Source organism: Bacillus sp. FSL K6-2819 (genome assembly GCF_038008305.1).
Classification (GTDB): domain Bacteria; phylum Bacillota; class Bacilli; order Bacillales; family Bacillaceae; genus Bacillus; species Bacillus amyloliquefaciens.
This window is the reverse complement of sequence record NZ_JBBOYV010000001.1, coordinates 1104899-1120892: the sequence shown is the minus strand read 5'-3', so window position 1 is coordinate 1120892 and position 15994 is coordinate 1104899. Positions and strand designations below refer to the sequence as shown.

The 15994-nt window shown below is 48.1% G+C and carries 18 protein-coding genes; 5 read left to right on the top strand and 13 right to left on the bottom strand.

Annotation, left to right across the window (positions count from 1 at the left end; all coding sequences use genetic code 11):
* The first annotated feature begins 124 nt into the window (after positions 1–124).
* A complete protein-coding gene (locus MHH91_RS05830; protein ID WP_013351810.1) occupies positions 125–313 on the top strand; it encodes a YjzD family protein in 189 nt (62 codons plus the stop codon).
* 40 nt (positions 314–353) lie between these two features.
* Here the strand turns inward: MHH91_RS05830 and MHH91_RS05825 are convergent, their stop codons facing one another.
* From MHH91_RS05825 to MHH91_RS05780, 10 genes are all read right to left on the bottom strand, one after another.
* Positions 354–533, bottom strand: a complete 180-nt coding sequence (locus MHH91_RS05825) for a YjzC family protein (protein WP_013351809.1) — start codon at positions 531–533, stop codon at positions 354–356.
* Between the two features lie 91 nt (positions 534–624).
* The gene (gene argF / locus MHH91_RS05820) at positions 625–1581 is read right to left on the bottom strand and encodes an ornithine carbamoyltransferase (RefSeq protein WP_013351808.1); all 957 of its coding nucleotides are present in this window, start codon (positions 1579–1581) and stop codon (positions 625–627) included.
* Positions 1569–4664 (bottom strand): carbamoyl phosphate synthase large subunit, encoded by a 3096-nt coding sequence (locus tag MHH91_RS05815; RefSeq protein WP_013351807.1) that lies wholly within the window; start codon positions 4662–4664, stop codon positions 1569–1571. Before MHH91_RS05815 ends, argF begins: the two co-directional genes overlap by 13 nt.
* Positions 4657–5715 carry a carbamoyl phosphate synthase small subunit gene (locus MHH91_RS05810; protein WP_013351806.1) on the bottom strand — a complete coding sequence of 353 codons (1059 nt, stop codon included), beginning with the start codon at positions 5713–5715 and terminating at the stop codon, positions 4657–4659. The genes MHH91_RS05815 and MHH91_RS05810 overlap by 8 nt, the downstream gene beginning before the upstream one ends.
* 67 nt (positions 5716–5782) lie before the next feature.
* Positions 5783–6940: an acetylornithine transaminase gene (locus tag MHH91_RS05805; protein ID WP_013351805.1), complete on the bottom strand. Its 1158-nt coding sequence runs from the start codon at positions 6938–6940 to the stop codon at positions 5783–5785.
* A complete protein-coding gene (gene argB / locus MHH91_RS05800) occupies positions 6937–7713 on the bottom strand; it encodes an acetylglutamate kinase (RefSeq protein ID WP_013351804.1) in 777 nt (258 codons plus the stop codon). Before argB ends, MHH91_RS05805 begins: the two co-directional genes overlap by 4 nt.
* A gap of 14 nt (positions 7714–7727) precedes the next feature.
* Positions 7728–8945, bottom strand: a complete 1218-nt coding sequence (gene argJ, locus MHH91_RS05795) for a bifunctional ornithine acetyltransferase/N-acetylglutamate synthase (RefSeq protein WP_013351803.1) — start codon at positions 8943–8945, stop codon at positions 7728–7730.
* 21 nt (positions 8946–8966) lie between these two features.
* Positions 8967–10004, bottom strand: a complete 1038-nt coding sequence (gene argC, locus MHH91_RS05790) for an N-acetyl-gamma-glutamyl-phosphate reductase (RefSeq protein WP_014470618.1) — start codon at positions 10002–10004, stop codon at positions 8967–8969.
* 134 nt (positions 10005–10138) lie between these two features.
* Positions 10139–10681, bottom strand: a complete 543-nt coding sequence (locus MHH91_RS05785) for an MFS transporter (protein WP_013351801.1) — start codon at positions 10679–10681, stop codon at positions 10139–10141.
* A complete protein-coding gene (locus tag MHH91_RS05780; RefSeq protein WP_013351800.1) occupies positions 10678–12114 on the bottom strand; it encodes an FAD-binding oxidoreductase in 1437 nt (478 codons plus the stop codon). Before MHH91_RS05780 ends, MHH91_RS05785 begins: the two co-directional genes overlap by 4 nt.
* A gap of 327 nt (positions 12115–12441) precedes the next feature.
* Between MHH91_RS05780 and fosB the strand changes: the two genes are divergently transcribed.
* A complete protein-coding gene (gene fosB, locus MHH91_RS05775) occupies positions 12442–12864 on the top strand; it encodes a metallothiol transferase FosB (protein WP_013351799.1) in 423 nt (140 codons plus the stop codon).
* 133 nt (positions 12865–12997) lie between these two features.
* On the opposite strand, the gene MHH91_RS05770 is transcribed toward fosB, so the two are convergent.
* Together MHH91_RS05770 and MHH91_RS05765 are read right to left on the bottom strand one after the other, a co-directional pair.
* Positions 12998–13306 (bottom strand): metal-sulfur cluster assembly factor, encoded by a 309-nt coding sequence (locus MHH91_RS05770; protein WP_003155088.1) that lies wholly within the window; start codon positions 13304–13306, stop codon positions 12998–13000.
* Positions 13307–13368: 62 nt separating this feature from the next.
* The gene (locus MHH91_RS05765; protein WP_013351798.1) at positions 13369–14136 is read right to left on the bottom strand and encodes a prolyl oligopeptidase family serine peptidase; all 768 of its coding nucleotides are present in this window, start codon (positions 14134–14136) and stop codon (positions 13369–13371) included.
* Between the two features lie 114 nt (positions 14137–14250).
* Here MHH91_RS05765 and MHH91_RS05760 point away from each other — a divergent pair, with 114 nt between their 5' ends.
* The 3 genes from MHH91_RS05760 to MHH91_RS05750 all read left to right on the top strand — a co-directional run bounded on the left by MHH91_RS05760 (position 14251) and on the right by MHH91_RS05750 (position 15495).
* Positions 14251–15063: a Cof-type HAD-IIB family hydrolase gene (locus tag MHH91_RS05760; RefSeq protein ID WP_013351797.1), complete on the top strand. Its 813-nt coding sequence runs from the start codon at positions 14251–14253 to the stop codon at positions 15061–15063.
* Positions 15064–15148: 85 nt separating this feature from the next.
* Positions 15149–15298 carry a hypothetical protein gene (locus MHH91_RS05755; RefSeq protein WP_013351796.1) on the top strand — a complete coding sequence of 50 codons (150 nt, stop codon included), beginning with the start codon at positions 15149–15151 and terminating at the stop codon, positions 15296–15298.
* The gene (locus tag MHH91_RS05750) at positions 15298–15495 is read left to right on the top strand and encodes a DUF3813 domain-containing protein (protein WP_013351795.1); all 198 of its coding nucleotides are present in this window, start codon (positions 15298–15300) and stop codon (positions 15493–15495) included. Before MHH91_RS05755 ends, MHH91_RS05750 begins: the two co-directional genes overlap by 1 nt.
* A 37-nt stretch (positions 15496–15532) precedes the next feature.
* Here MHH91_RS05750 and MHH91_RS05745 read toward each other — a convergent pair whose 3' ends face one another.
* Positions 15533–15994 carry a BsuPI-related putative proteinase inhibitor gene (locus tag MHH91_RS05745; RefSeq protein ID WP_013351794.1) on the bottom strand — a complete coding sequence of 154 codons (462 nt, stop codon included), beginning with the start codon at positions 15992–15994 and terminating at the stop codon, positions 15533–15535.

Sequence of the window (15994 nt, the reverse complement as noted above, 5' to 3'; positions counted from 1 at the left end):
GACAGCCGAACTTGCGGGAGAAAGTCAGCTCCGGGCGCGCTTTTTGATGCGAAAATGACCTTCCGCCCGCGCTTTATGTATGGTATGATACAACGTAGAATAAAATGAAGGACGAGGTGGAAACGTGCGGTTTATTATCAGTTTTATTTGGACGTTCCTTTTATCACATATGGCCTGTTATTTGATCGCCTCCATGAACAGCGCGGCATACAATTTCAAGCAATCATCCGTTATTGCAGTGGTTATTGCGGTGCTTGTCTTTGTTCTTGCGGAGATCATGCCTGTCAAACAGGATGCAAGCCAGCATTCATAAAAGAACTAAAAAACCTGCTTTTCAGCAGGTTTTTTTGTATTCACGGTTTTCGCTGATACGTCCACAGTCTGTTGTGATTTGAAGTCTCGGGAAACATTTCTCCCGTTGTGAGCTTGATTTTTTGCGGATTTTTGACCATGCTTCCCGTTTCGCCGATTTCAACGTACACACCGTTATTCGGCGCTTTTTGTCCCGGGCGGAATTGATGCTGCTGTCCCATGTCATTTCCTCCTTTTTCTTTTTCATGTAGTATGCGCTTGTATGGAGGAAAATATTAAAAAGCCGCTGAATGAGGTTCAGCGGCTTTTTTGTTAATCCTGTTTGTAAAGAAGAGCTTTCAGGAGCGCTTTTTGCGCGTGAAGCCGGTTTTCCGCCTGCTGGAATACCGCCGAATTCGGACCGTCGATAATGTCGGACGTGACCTCTTCCTCCCGATGCGCGGGCAGGCAATGCAAAAATGTATAGTCAGGTTTGGCGAGACTGACGAGTGAGGCGTTGACTTGATAAGGGGCAAACACGCTCAGCCGCTGCTGCGTCTCTTCCTCCTGCCCCATGCTCGTGAAGACGTCGGAGTAAATCACGTCGGCATCCCGCACCGCTTCCTGCGGATTATCGGTCAGGGTGATCTTCGTTCCGGAAACAGCCGCGGCTTCTTTCGCGGCATTTACCGCCTCTTCCTCAACTTCATAGCCTTTCGGCGAAGCAACCGCAACGTCACAGCCCATTTTTGCGCAGCCGATCATGAGTGAATGCGCCACATTATTTCCGTCACCGATATAGGCGACTTTTACTCCTTTCAGCTTTCCTTTTATTTCTTGTATCGTCAACAGATCCGCGAGAGCCTGACACGGATGGTACCGGTCGGTCAGCCCGTTTATGACGGGAATGTCTGCATGCTCGGCAAGCTCTTCGACTTTTTCATGCGCGAAGGTGCGGATCATAATGGCATCAACGAATCCGGACAGCACCTTCGCCGTATCTGCGACCGTCTCTCCCCGGCCAAGCTGCAGGTCACTGCTTGAAAGAAAAAGTCCGGTTCCGCCGAGCTGGGCCATTCCCGCTTCAAATGACACACGCGTGCGGGTCGAAGATTTTTCAAAAATCATCGCCAATGTTTTCCCTTGGAAAATCGGCTGTATCGGATGTTGTTTTAACAATGAAGCTTCTGTAAGAAGCGCGTTGATGTCTGACGGGCTGACATCTTTTAAGGAAAGAAAATCTTTGCCGTACAAATGGGTTAATGTGTGTTCCGCTTTTACTGTGTGCATGATTCCACTTCCTTTTGATAAAGATCTTTGAGCGATACAGGCTGAGGTGTGCCGGAGCCGCTTGCCAAAAATGCTTTGACGGTTTCCAGTTCAGTAAAGACCGTCACACCGTGCGTCATGGCTTCTATCCGCTGTTTGCGCGCTTCTTCTGAGTGATTGAAATTGATATGAACCGCTTTATCCCTTCGGTCTGCCCAAGCCTGAAAAGAGTCTTGGCATACGGTGAATCCCGCTTCTTGGGTCTGCTGTGCCAGTTTTTCATCTCCGCCTTCCAGATAGACGCTGCCTTTTTTCTCCCAGACGTGCGCATAGATTTTTTTCAGGGCGCTTTCTGCGTCAAACGCGACACACATGCCTTCTCCGGTCGACTTCATTTCCGGGCCGGGCTTTACGTCCACGTCCTGAATGGCGTGAGAAGAAAATACCGGGAATTTCACTGCCGTTCCGTGCTGATTTTGTATCACGGGCTTGATTTCTTTAAGGGAAGCTCCGGCCAGCAGTCTGGCGGCAAGCGGAATCATCGGGACTCCCATAACCTTAGACACTACAGGAACCGTTCGGCTTGCCCGCGGATTCACTTCAAGAACGAGAATATCTCCCTTTTCATCAATTACAAACTGGATGTTCATGATGCCTTTGAATGCCAGTTTTACCGCAATTTTTTCGGCAGCCTCTTTTAACTCCCGCTGCATTTCAGGGGTGACAGAAGGCCCCGGAAGAATCGCAAAACTGTCGCCTGAATGGACGCCTGCCCGTTCGATATGCTCTGTGCAGGTCGGCACAAATACTTCATGTCCGTCAGAAATCAGATCGATCTCCACTTCTTTTCCTGTAATGTACTGGTCGATCAAAATCGGGTACGGCATGCCCGCTTCGTTTTCAAGCAGTTCTGAAATTTGCGCTTCTGACTCAACGATTATCATGCCCATCCCTCCGATGACATAAGACGGACGGATCAGCACGGGATAGCCGATACGGCTTGCTTTTTCCGCGGCTTCTTCTTTCGTATAAGCTGTTTCCCCTTTGGCATGTTTCAGATCCAGATCATCAAGCAGTTTATAAAACAGATCCCGATCCTCCAGCGCATCAAGGGTTTCAAAGGATGTTCCGAGCAGCGGAATGCCCGCTTTTTCCAGCGGTTCAGCAGCATTGATAGCGGTCTGTCCCCCAAACTGGACGATGGCAAAATCAATGTTTTCATGTTCCGCCACGTTTAAAATATGCTCTGTCGTCAGCGGTTCAAAATAGAGCCGGTCGGCAATTTCGTAATCCGTGCTTACTGTTTCCGGATTGTTATTGATCATAATCGTTTCATATCCGAGCTTTTGCAGGGTCAGGACGCCGTGAACGGCACTGTAATCAAATTCCACTCCCTGCCCGATGCGGATCGGGCCTGAGCCGATGATAAGCGCGCGTTTTTTCTCTTTTCGGCTGATATCTCCGTCGCTTTCCCCGAGATAGGTGGAGTAGAAATAATTCGTCTTGGCATCAAATTCAGCGGCGCATGTATCTACGATTTTAAACGACGGGACGATGCCCGATTTCTTTCTGAGAGCGCGGATGTCTTCTTCCGTTTTTCCCGTAAGAGATGCGATCATGACGTCCGTGAAGCCCTTTACCTTCGCCTGTTTTAAAAGCGGGACAGACAGGTTATCTCCTTCTTCCATCAGCTTGTTTTCCAATGTGATGATATTCCGGAACACATGGAGAAAAAACGGGTCAATTTTCGTTTCGGCATGAATGTCTTCTATTGTTACACCGCGGCTTAACAGTTCCATGACGACGAAGAATCTCCGGTCATCCGGCGTTACCGCTAATTCCCGCAGCTGATTGAGCGTACAGCCGCCGAGTTCAGGCAGGCGGGTGCCGATCGTTTTCAGCTCAAGGGAGGCCGCCGCTTTTTGAATGGCCGCTTCCATATTTCTTTCGATCGCCATGACCTCTCCCGTGGCTTTCATCTTCGTTCCGAGCGTGCGGTCGGCATATTTAAATTTATCAAACGGCCAGCGCGGGAATTTGACGATGACATAATCAAGCGCCGGTTCAAAGCTTGCATAGGTAGAGCCTGTCAGCGGATTTTTCAGTTCATCAAGCGTATAGCCGACGGCAAGTTTCGCCGCCATTTTGGCAATCGGATAGCCGGTCGCTTTTGACGCGAGGGCTGATGAGCGGCTGACACGCGGGTTCACTTCAATGACATAGTACTGTTTGCTGAACGGATCCAGCGCAAATTGAATGTTGCAGCCGCCGACCACATCCAGCGCCGAAATAATCGCCAGGCTTGCCGAACGAAGCATCTGATATTCCTCATCGGTTAACGTCTGGGACGGTGCAACGACGATAGAGTCTCCTGTATGCACGCCGACGGGATCGATGTTTTCCATGTTGCAGACGGTAATGCATGTATGATTTTTGTCGCGCATGACCTCGTATTCGATTTCTTTAAAACCGGCGATGCTTTTTTCGACGAGGCATTGGCTGATCGGGCTTGCTAACAGCGCCTGTTTAATCAGCGTCTGAAACGCTTCTTTCGTTTTCGCGATTCCGCCTCCCTTTCCGCCTAACGTATACGCCGGTCTTAGAATGACCGGAAACCCGATAGACTCAGCGAAGCGGAGGGCGTCTTCTTCGTTGTCGACGATTTCGCTTTCCGGAACGGGCTGGTCAAGCTCTTTCATCAGGGCGCGGAACTGCTCCCGGTCTTCGCCTTTTTGAATGGTTTCCACCGATGTTCCTAAAAGCTTGACGTGATGCTTCTTCAGCACGCCTGCTTCTTCAAGCTTAACGGCTAAATTCAGCGCGGTCTGACCTCCTAAATTGGCAAGCAGACCGTCCGGTTTTTCTTTTTCAATAATGGCCTCGATGCTTTCGGGTGTAAGCGGTTCAAAATAAATTTCATCAGCAAACGCCTCATCCGTCATAATCGTTGCCGGGTTGTTGTTGACGAGAATAACACGGTATCCTTCTTCTTTCAGAGCCATGCAGCCCTGTGTTCCTGAATAATCGAATTCAGCCGCCTGGCCGATGATGATCGGGCCGGAGCCGATGACCAATATGCTGGAAATGGTTGTATCTTTAGGCATGAGCGATTTCTCTCCTTGCTGGTATCACTTTCTCTAGAAATTCATCAAATATCCACTCGCTCTCAGCCGGTCCGGGATGAGCTTCAGGGTGGAACTGAACGCTTAATACGGGAAGGCGTTTGTGAATGAGCCCTTCCACTGATGTGTCATTGACATGATGGAACCTGATCGACAGCTCATTTTCGTCAATTGATGATTCATCGACGACATAGCTGTGGTTCTGGCTTGTCATAAACACCCGTTTCGTTTTCCGGTCAATGACGGGATGGTTGGCACCCCTGTGACCGAACGGCAGCTTATACGTATTCCCTCCGAAAGCGAGAGCAATCAGCTGATGTCCGAGACAAATGCCGAGTGCGGGGAAAGCATTCAGTAAAGCCTTAATCCGGGTCATGTACGGAGCAATCGCTTTCGGGTCCCCAGGCCCGTTTGAAAGCACGATTCCGTCAGGCTGAATGTCATAAACGGCGTTCATCTGGTGATACGGAATGACCGTTACTTTACAGCCGCGCTTGACAAGCGACGAAGCGATTGATTTTTTAAAACCGAAATCAATCAGCGCAATATGCCGTTCTCCGTCCCCCATTGAGGTGATCTCTTCGGCCTGCGCCAGCTCAGCCGGGTTTTCTGTTCCGCATGCCGCCGGAACCTCTCCTGTTGTTGATACGGCAGCGTTCATCGTGCCGCCGGAGCGGATGGTTTTGACGACGGCCCGTGTGTCCACTTCGGTTAAGAGCGGGATGTTCCATTTATTTAAATACTCTCTCAGGCTTGAGACTGCTTCATGGTGAGAAAAATGTTCACACGCTTCATACACGACAACAGCCTTGACTTGAGGGATCTTACTTTCAAGATCTTTTTCATTAATTCCGTAGTTTCCGATCAGCGGATACGTAAAAACGATGATCTGGCCCTTATATGACGGGTCTGTAAGCACTTCCTGGTAGCCCGTCATTCCGGTGAAAAAAACCGCTTCGCCAACGCAGCATGCCTCTTTTTCAAGTTCACCGCCGAATGATGTTCCGTCTTCCAATACTAAATAGCCTTTCATCTAAAGCCCACCTCTTGATGAATAATTAATTAAAAATATGAATTTTTATACCTTGATAACAAAAAAATTATCGTTTCACTGCGGAATTCGCTTCGATCGCTGCTTTCAGCATGCTGACGGCCGACAGTATTTCTTCTTCAGAAACCGTAAGCGGCGGAAGCAGCCTGATGACATTCGGTCCGGCCGGAAGCACGAGAAGTCCGCGTTCCTGCAGATCTCCGATGATGCCGGAAACGGGGCCTGCGCATTCAATGCCGATTAATAACCCTTTTCCGCGGATGTTTTTTACAAAAGGCACTGTCAGCTCACGTTTCAGCTGCGCTTTTAAAAAAGCACCTTTGTCCGCCGCAGCCTGGAGAAAGTCCGGCTGAAACACAATGTCCAAGGTCGCATTCACAGCTGCCATGGCAAGCTTATTGCCGCCGAAAGTCGTGCCGTGCGTACCCGGTGTGAAGGCTTCGCCAAGCTTCTTTTTGCCGATCACGGCTCCGACGGGAAAACCGTTTCCAAGCCCTTTCGCAACAGTGATAATGTCCGGAGAGATGCCGAAATGCTCATAGCCGAATGCCTTGCCCGTCCGGCCGATTCCGGTTTGAATCTCATCTGCGATAAGCAGCGCCTTTCTGTCTTGGCAAAATGTCTGTAATGCTTTGATGAATTCCGGATCGGCGGGATGAACTCCCCCTTCACCCTGCACCGTCTCAAACATGACGGCGGCGATGTCATCCTCGTTTGAAAGCGTGCTGAATGCCGACGGATCATTAAACGGCAGATAGTGAAAACCTTGAAGCATCGGTCCGAAACCGGTTTTGATTTTGTCTTGTCCGGTGGCGGCCATTCCCGCATATGTCCGTCCGTGAAAAGATTGATGGAATGTCACGATTTTTGTTTTTCCCGTTGCTTTACGGGCAAGCTTAATGGCGCCTTCATTCGCTTCGGCTCCGCTGTTGCAGAAGAAAACAAGATCCCCCGCGCTATGTTCAGCAAGCTTTGCCGCGGCTTTTTCCTGAAGGTCATTTTCAAACAGATTGGAAACGTGCCATACGCTGTCAAGCTGTTGTTTGACCGCTTCTGTCACCGCGTCATGGCAATGGCCGAGATTGGAAACGGCGATACCCTGAATAAAATCCAGATACGTTTTTCCGTTTTCATCCTCTGCGATTGTCCCTTTCGCTTTTTTGATATCGATAGGCCAGCGGCTGTAGGTTTGAAATAAGCTGCTCATGACACGCTCTCCTTTTCCTTGACGATTTTTGTTCCTTGAAAGGCTTGATCAGTGAAAAACGCTCCTTTTCCGTTCACAATCATCACTTCCGCCACATCTTCACTCAGTGCCGATAATGCCGACTTCACCTTCGGAATCATCCCTCCCGCAATGACGCCGTCATCGATGAGGGCTTGAATCTCTTGCGGCGTCAGAGTATCCAGCCGGTTCTCTCCGTCCATAATTCCTTCGACATCCGTGACAAATAAAAGTTTATCGGCGTGTAAGGCGGAAGCGACGGCCGAAGCCGCGGCGTCTGCATTTACGTTCAGCGTTTTGAAATCACTTGTCATGGAAAGCGGAGCGATAACGGGAATGATGCCTTCTTTCATTAATGCTTTAATAATGGCCGGATCGGTTTTTTTGATTTCGCCCACTTCTCCGTATTTATCTTGATCAAGATAGGATGCTTGAAGGAGTCCGCCGTCCTTTCCTGAGATTCCCGCTGCTTTCAGCCCGTTTTTCGCCAGTTCGGCCACGAAAAATTTATTGACCGACCCTGACAAAACCATTTCCGCTGTCTCAAGCACCGGTTTGGTCGTTTTCCGCTGCCCATCGACAAATTCCGTTTCTATCTGCAATGTTTTCAGCATTTGTGAAATTTCCGGGCCGCCCCCATGCACGACGGCAATGTTCCAGCCCGATTGCATAAGCTCTTTTACATTTTGAAAAAAAGCGGCGGATAACTCGCGGATCACGCTGCCGCCGCACTTAAAAACAATGGTTTTCCTCATGCCGCTCTCCTTTGTTATGTGCGATAGCTCGCATTGATTTTGATATAATCATAGGTTAAGTCACAGCCCCATGCCCGGCCGCTGCCGGAGCCTTCGTTCAGGCGGACTGCGATCGTAATTTCATCACATGATAAGTACTCCTTGGCATCGGTTTCTGAAAACGGCTGAGGTTCGTTGTTTTTAAACAGACACTGTCCGCCGAGGAAAACTTCCACTTGTTCGGCCGTTACGCTTGCCGCACTGTGCCCGATTGCGCCGATGATGCGCCCCCAATTGGCGTCCGTGCCGTAAACGGCGGTTTTCACAAGGCTTGAGCCGACGATTTTTTTGGCGATAATATTCGCTTCAAGATTATTTTTCGCACCTTCGACTTTGGCTTCAATTAATTTCGTCGCTCCTTCACCGTCTCTGGCAATTTCTTTGGCAAGGTCTTCGCACACAAGCTTTAACCCCTTTTTAAAAGCCGGCCAGTCGGGATGCTGCTCCGTCAGACGATCATTCCCCGCGCAGCCGTTCGCCATTACGAGCACCATATCATTCGTCGATGTTTCTCCGTCAACGGTGATTTGATTAAATGAAACATCCGTGATCTCCCTGAGCGCGTTTTTGAGCGACTGTTCTTCCACGGCCGCGTCCGTTGTGACAAAGCCGAGCATTGTCGCCATGTTGGGGTGGATCATGCCTGAGCCTTTCGCCGCTCCGCCGATCGTGATGATGTCTCCGCCGATCACCAGTTCATAACACGTCTGTTTCGTCACCGTATCCGTCGTCAAAATGGCTTCTTCAAATGCTCCGGACAATGACGGCGCTTGACCGAGCTGTTCAATACCCGCTTGAATTTTTTTCATGTCTAAAAGCTCACCAATCACCCCGGTTGACGAAACCGCCACAAGCTCTGGTTCAATACCGAGCTGGCTTGCGAAGCTGTCCCGCATTTGATAGGCGTCCTTTAAGCCTTGGTCTCCCGTACAGGCGTTGGCAATCGCGCTGTTGACAATTACCGCCTGAAGCACAGCTTCTTTTTTCAAGCTGTCTTGCGTCACTTTCAGCGGCGCTGCCTGAAAATGGCTCTGCGTATATACCGCTGCACTGACTGCCGGCGCCTCGCTGATAATCGCTCCGAGATCTTTTTTTGAATAGCGCAGCCCGCAGTGGACACCCTTTGCCTCAAACCCTTTCGGCGAGGATACGCCGCCTTTTATTTTCGTGATTTCCTCACTCAGCTGAATCATATTCTGAATCCCTCTTTCGTTCTATGGATAGACTGGCGTCATCGTGAGTCCCGTTTCTTCCTGCCAGCCATTCATGATATTTAAATTTTGCACCGCCTGCCCGGCGGCGCCTTTCATCAGATTATCTATGACAGAAACGATGGTCGCGCGGTTTGTTCTTTCGTCCACAGTGACACTGATATCGCAAAAATTGCTGCCGTATACTTCTTTTGTCGCCGGGTATTCACCCTCCGGCCTGATTCTGACAAAATATGAATCTTTGTAAAATTCGCAATACATTTCTCTTATCTGTGCAGAAGACATTCCCGGAGGGGCGTCAGTATACATCGTCGCCATAATCCCCCTTGTCATCGGCGCCAAATGAGCGGAAAACGTAATCGGACCTGTGCCCGGCTGCCATGCCGCCAATTGCTGTTCAATTTCGGGGGTATGCTGATGCTCATTGACCTTATAAATTTTGAAATTATCATTCAGCTCAGAATAATGAGTGCCCATGGATGCTTTTCGGCCCGCGCCAGATACGCCGGTCTTCGCATCAACAATCAGAAATGAATCTTGTAAAAGCTTATTTTTTGCCAGCGGGGCGAGACCGAGCAGTACAGCCGTCGGAAAACAGCCCGGATTAGCAATCAGCTTTGCAGTCTGAATCTCTTCTTTTTGCAGTTCCGCTAAACCGTAAACCGCGTTTTGAATCGTTCCTTCAGGGGCAGCCTTCCGCTTATACCACTTTTCATACACGGCCGGGTTATGAATCCGCAGATCGCCGGAAAGGTCAATGACCGGGATGCCCGCTTCCGCCAGCTTAGGTGACCACTCTCCGGAAACGCCGGGCGGCGCGGCTATGAACATGACATCAATTTCGTTTCGGATGGTTTCTATATGAAGCGGCTGGAGTGATTGGGACGCTATATTCCTCAGATGCGGATATGAAGCATTATATGCCTTTCCTTCGTCACTCGATGAATATAATATACAATTATCTGCATAAGGGTGATGGTTAAGAATCCTGACAAGCTCAGCGCCTCCATAACCAGTTGCGCCTATAATACCTATTTTCAACGGGTTCACCTTCTTGGTTTTTGTGAAATTATTTAACATTATAACATGAATAAAAATTAATTCAATTGTATATTTAATATTTTTTCACCCGTTTTTCCATCTGTTTTCAGAGACAAAAAAACAGGCTGATCGGATCAGCCTGTTTTCTTCAGCATCATCAGCCCGCTTATAAAAAACAGCACAGAGCTGGCGTAAAAAATAATATATACCGTAAAGAAATCAGCAAGAAAGCCGCCGATAATAATGGCGGCGGCTGAAAATACAGCCGTCCAGAAGTGGTAGCTGCCGACTTTTTTCCCACGTTCCCCGCCGTCGGTATAATCGGCGATCAAGATTTTTTCGCCGTGTTTTTGCATGGCCCCGAACAGGCCCAAAAGCACTTGCACAACATAAACCTGTTGTACGCCGGTAATATGCGGGAGCGTCAGAAGAAGCAGCGCCATGCCCCATGAATTCGCCATAAGGAACCAGCGGGGATCCAGTCTTGCCGACAGCCTGCCGAGCAGCGGATGGATCAAAGCACCGCTCAGGCCGAACAAGCCGTATGACAGACCGAATTGCGTGTAGCTGGAGCCGATGTTTTTAATAAATAAAATATAAAACGGAAAGATCAGGCTGCCGGCAAAAAAGACACTGCTTTGAGACAGGATCAGCCATTTTAAATGATTTTGTTTCATGATTTGTACCTCTGATAAAAATAATTCATAAATAAGTCATCCGGATCATACTTGTGTTTTTTCTGAAAGAATATATCGCTTTTCGGATATGCCTCGCGCATCTGCTCCTTCGTTTGGTACAGCATATACGGCAGATAATAGCTGCCGTGATGGCGCAATGCCGTATCCGTCATTTTTCTGACGATGCGGGCCGTATCCGCCTGACTGTCTTTTGAAAACCCTTCATTGATTAAAAGAACGAGCGAAAACATGTCATCCTTTGCGTATGACAGATCGGCTTTTTCATTTTTTTGCACGTAGCGGATCGTAATATTTACAAGGTTGAGGTCTTCATGTGACAGCGCCGCGCGTAAATCATGAATGTACGGCGCAAATTCGCCGACGGGTACAAAGTACTCTTGAAGCACATCGGTGTTGTCCGTGTTTTCATATTCCAAAAATTTCGATTCTGACCTCATGACATTGTTCCTTGAGATTTTCACGCCGTTTTGGCTGAGAAAATAAGACTGCTGTGCCGACCAGAGCCAATTTCTTCCCCAGTCATACCGGCGGGAGAGGCCGAGCGCGAATTTTGTCAGCGCAGGATGCTCATCTTCTTTCAGCTCATTGTGCTGCTTTAATTCTTTCTGATTGTCTGAAAGCGTGTAATCAGTCACATACATATCGTGCAAAAAGCCTTTATCTCCGGTTGCAATCCGTGCGAGATGCATGCGCACTGCAGGGTTGCGCCGGACATGCTGAGTAAAATATTGACTGTATGTATCAGCGTTCATGCGCTTCGTTTTCATTTCATACAGCTCATCATCCGTCAGCTCGATATCCGCGTCAAGGATGACGCCGAACAGGCCGTATCCGCCGATGACGGCTGAAAACAGGTCATCTTTCGGGGTGACGGTGATGATTTTGCCGTCCGCTTTTAAAAGATGAAATGATTTGACCGTATCTATCAGCGAACCGTACCGGATATCCCGTCCGTGGGCATTGGCACTCAGTGAGCCGCCGATCGTGAAAATGTTTTGTGACTGCATGACCTTTACCGCGAGCCCGTACGGATTGACATAGCGCTGAATATCATTCCACGTCGCTCCGGCCTGCACTCTGATGATTTTTTTCTTCCGGTCGAGACCGAGTATTTTGTTGTAGCCCGTCATGTCGAGAACGATACCGTCTTCATAATACGTCTGGCCGCCCATTGAGTGCTGGGCGCCTGCGATTGAGATGTTCAGATGCTTTCTCTTTGCTTCCTTAATCGTTTCGACCAATGTTTCTTTCTCTTTTCCTTTGACCGTCTGCTTAATTTTCACGGGCATGAGACGGCTGACATCCGTCATTGTTCCCGTCTTCTGCTCCCGTTCTTTGTGGAAGGCAGAAACAGCGAACAGCCCCGTATAAACAAGGATGCTAAGGATAATGAAAAGTATTTTTTTCTTCATAGGTTCCTCCCTCGCATGCAGCCGGTCTATTATATCATGACTCAAGCCCTCTTTTTTCCTTTTTATCCTTAAACCGCAAAACACCGAATGATGGAACATTCGGGGCTTTTTAGCTCCTTGTCTTTTTTTCGCACGCCGGCCTGCAACGACAATCCCGGCAGCGAAAAGAAGGCAGTACGAATCAGGTTTAATACAGCTTAAAGGCCAGCCGGAAAACAGCGCGGTAAACGGTGATCATAAAAATCACAGAAACCCTTAAAAAGTTTTTTAGTCGGTATATAATCGTTATATATAAGGAATAACAACCATTTTAAATGAGGTGGGAAAATGAACATAAAAGGAATCAATCATCTTCTTTTTTCTGTTTCACATTTGGAAAAATCTATAGAATTTTATGAGAACGTATTTCATGCACAACTCCTGGTTAAAGGACAAAAAACAGCATATCTTGATCTGAATGGGCTTTGGCTTGCGCTTAACTTAGAGGTGGATATTCCAAGAAATGAAATACATAAATCCTACACCCATATGGCTTTTACAATTGAGGCGAAAGATTTTGATGCAATACATCAAAAATTAAAAAGTCTAAATGTAAATATATTAAATGGACGTGCCAGAGATAAGCAAGATCAAAAATCAATTTATTTTACTGATCCTGATGGACATAAATTTGAATTCCACACAGGTACTCTGCAAGACAGACTAGCCTATTACAAAAAAGATAAACCCCATATGAAATTTTATATATGATGGTTTATGTAAACTTTTGTGCACTCCAACACGTTTTGCGATCCTAAGCAACCCCCGCAGCCAAAAGAAAAGCACCTCCGGATTTTAGGGTGATCCTAAATTCCGGGGTGCACTCAAAAAGCTGTCTTTCTTATTACTGAATCCCTAATGCGATTTTCGCGTAGCGTGACATTTTGTCTCTTGTCCACGGCGGGTTCCAGACAATGTGAACCTCAGTCTCTTTTACGTCCGGAATGTCGGCGAGCGCTTTTTTCACCTCGTCGACGATGATCGGAGCGAGCGGGCACCCCATTGATGTCAGTGTCATCGTGACGTGCGTCAGGCCGTCGTCATCCATATCAACGTCGTATACGAGGCCGAGATTGACGATATCGACGCCGAGCTCAGGGTCAACGACCTGCTCCAAGGCGCCCATGATGTTTTCTTTTAATGCTTCTTCCACGTTCCATCACTCCTTTTTCCTCAGTATAACGTATATGCGGCTTTTGTTAACACCTTTGTGCTTTATAAATGCTTATCGAACCAGGCGACTGTTTCTAAAACGGCGTATCGCGGGACTTTATGATCCGCCCGTTCGTCTTTCAGAAACTGAAGATGCTCAGGCCGGCTGCTGTAAAGCGGTTTAATCGTTTCATAAAAACCGCGGGTCGGTGCATACGGAACAACTTTGTCTTGGACACCGTGCCAGAACAACAGCGGGCGGCTGCGCAGTTTTTCCGGGTGCAGACTGAGATCGAACGGTTTGAGCCGCGCAAACAGTTCATCGACCTGTTCTTTTGTGACGTCAATTTCGATGTCCTGCTTCTGGATGTGGTCAATCTGCTGCTGAAAAAACGCCGTATAGTTCGGGCTTCCCATCAGACTGACGCCGGCTTTGACCCAATCATACGCAGCCATCGCGCCGAAAGTCGTAATTCCGCCCATTGACGTGCCGGCGAGGCCGATCCGCCCGTCTTCAATCAGACCGCGCGCTTCAAAATCCTTTTTCAGCACGTCAAGCTCCGTGATTTCATTTAATACAATGTCCCAAAAATGGACGGCGAGCTCTTCCGCTGCCAGCTGTTCAGCGCGTTCACCGTGGTAAAGAGCTTCCGGCAGCACGGCTCTGAAGCCCTTTTCAGCAAGCAGGTAAGCAAAATGAAGATTATGCTCCTTCGCGCTTGTAAAACCGTGAATAAAGAAAACAAGGGGAGCGGGACGGTCCCGATTTTCTTCTTTTACAATATGTAAAAACGGAATGCCTGATACGGTTTGATGATCAATAAGAATCACGTTGACTCCCTCCTTAGGATAACCATAATCATAAGTGTAACATGTAGACAATAAAGATGGTAAAAAGCTACACTGTACATAAGAGAAAAACAGCAAATCATAAAGGAGTTATTTATGGAGACAAAACCTTATCTCATCGCCTTAGATCTGGATGGAACTTTATTAAAAGATGATAAAACCATTTCCCCCGAAACGGCACGGACGATTCAATTGCTGACAGAAGCGGGACATCATATCTGTATCTCAACCGGGCGCCCTTTCCGTTCCAGTTCGATGTATTATGACGAGCTGGGGCTGACAACGCCGATTGTTAATTTTAACGGAGCGTTTGTCCACCATCCGAAAGACGAATCATGGGGACGCTATCATACGTCTTTATCAGTCGATGTGGTCAGACAGCTGGCCGAGCTTACAGAGACCTATCAAATACATAATGTGCTCGCTGAAGTTATCGATGATGTGTACTTCCATTATCATGATGAGCATTTAATCGAGGCGTTTCATATGAATATGGCGAATGTCACGTTCGGCGATCTGCGCGAAACAGTCAAAGAAGATGTGACGTCCGTATTGATTCACGCGAAGGAAGAGGACGTCGCGGACATCCGCGCGCATTTATCCGAGGTGCATGCCGAGGTCATTGACCACAGAAGATGGGCAGCTCCATGGCATGTGATTGAAATTATTAAACACGGGATGAATAAAGCGGTCGGCCTGAAGAAAATCAGCGACTATTACCAAGTGCCGAGAGAACGGATCATCGCGTTCGGCGATGAAGACAACGATCTTGAAATGCTCCGGTTCGCCGGCTGCGGCGTAGCGATGGAAAACGGCACGGATGAAGTCAAACAGGCGGCTGACCGTGTCACGGGTTCAAATGAAGCGGACGGTATCGCCGCATTTTTAACATCCTATTTCTCCCTATGAGGTTTTCCCGCTCATAACCAGAAGCCTTCCGCCCATACTAAAACAGACGACTCATCTCGTCTAAATATGGAAGGGGGACATTGCAATGGGTAAACGAAACAAATCAAAACGGTTTATTCAGCAAGGCAAGGACTCTGTCAGTCTTCATGACGCAAGATTTCCATATCGGTCTACATTAGAGGAAGCACAGCATGAGGCAGCAAAAGACGAAGCTGAAAGACAGGTTTTTTATTAATGAGAAACGAACTGTTTTCTCAAGCCAAGTCATTCGTCCAGCAGGCTGTCATGATTGCTAACGGTTTCGAGGACGGCGACCGGGAAAAAGCTGTCTCACGCGCCAAAAATGCCGTGTCTTCCGCGTACGCCAATTCGACAGATGCAGAACGTCAGCAGCTGCACCAATTTCAGGATCAGCTGGAGAAATTGCAATAAAAAACGGCGCCCCGTTTAGACGGGGGCGCCCTTTTTTTTACTTCACTTCAAATGTTTTTACCGTTTTCAGCCTTTTTCCGATCTGATCGGACTTTCCTAAAAACGTCACCGTGACCGTATATGTTCCCGGGCCGGGCACGTTTTTCCACACATCTGAAAAGTCATATGTTTCATTCGGCATTAATGTCACGGTCTGAAACGCCTGAGTAAACATTCTGTCTTTTGAATAGCGGTACAGTTCTTTGTTATGTTGATCATGTACGGTCAATTCGAATTTCTGCCCTGAGCTGAATGTGAAATCGATCGGGCTGCCGCTTTTGTTTTTTAAAGACATTTGAAATTCGATCTGCTGATCCGTCTGCACAGGATTTACGGCTAATTCAACTTGCTGTTCATTCATCTCTCCGGATACCTCCTCAGCGGGCTCCTTCTGCCCGGATTGACTGCTGCATCCGATCAGTAAAACGACCGGTAATAACAGGCCAAACAGCCATTTCAT

Excerpts from the sequence above, each read along its gene's own strand:
- MHH91_RS05825 (WP_013351809.1), bottom strand. The coding sequence starts at position 533 with ATGGGACAGCAGCATCAATTCCGCCCGGGACAAAAAGCGCCGAATAAC.
- argF (WP_013351808.1), bottom strand. The coding sequence starts at position 1,581 with ATGCACACAGTAAAAGCGGAACACACATTAACCCATTTGTACGGCAAA.
- MHH91_RS05815 (WP_013351807.1), bottom strand. The coding sequence starts at position 4,664 with ATGCCTAAAGATACAACCATTTCCAGCATATTGGTCATCGGCTCCGGC.
- MHH91_RS05810 (WP_013351806.1), bottom strand. The coding sequence starts at position 5,715 with ATGAAAGGCTATTTAGTATTGGAAGACGGAACATCATTCGGCGGTGAA.
- MHH91_RS05805 (WP_013351805.1), bottom strand. The coding sequence starts at position 6,940 with ATGAGCAGCTTATTTCAAACCTACAGCCGCTGGCCTATCGATATCAAA.
- argB (WP_013351804.1), bottom strand. The coding sequence starts at position 7,713 with ATGAGGAAAACCATTGTTTTTAAGTGCGGCGGCAGCGTGATCCGCGAG.
- argJ (WP_013351803.1), bottom strand. The coding sequence starts at position 8,945 with ATGATTCAGCTGAGTGAGGAAATCACGAAAATAAAAGGCGGCGTATCC.
- MHH91_RS05785 (WP_013351801.1), bottom strand. The coding sequence starts at position 10,681 with ATGAAACAAAATCATTTAAAATGGCTGATCCTGTCTCAAAGCAGTGTC.
- MHH91_RS05780 (WP_013351800.1), bottom strand. The coding sequence starts at position 12,114 with ATGAAGAAAAAAATACTTTTCATTATCCTTAGCATCCTTGTTTATACG.
- fosB (WP_013351799.1), top strand. The coding sequence starts at position 12,442 with ATGAACATAAAAGGAATCAATCATCTTCTTTTTTCTGTTTCACATTTG.
- MHH91_RS05760 (WP_013351797.1), top strand. The coding sequence starts at position 14,251 with ATGGAGACAAAACCTTATCTCATCGCCTTAGATCTGGATGGAACTTTA.
- MHH91_RS05755 (WP_013351796.1), top strand. The coding sequence starts at position 15,149 with ATGGGTAAACGAAACAAATCAAAACGGTTTATTCAGCAAGGCAAGGAC.
- MHH91_RS05750 (WP_013351795.1), top strand. The coding sequence starts at position 15,298 with ATGAGAAACGAACTGTTTTCTCAAGCCAAGTCATTCGTCCAGCAGGCT.
- MHH91_RS05745 (WP_013351794.1), bottom strand. The coding sequence starts at position 15,994 with ATGAAATGGCTGTTTGGCCTGTTATTACCGGTCGTTTTACTGATCGGA.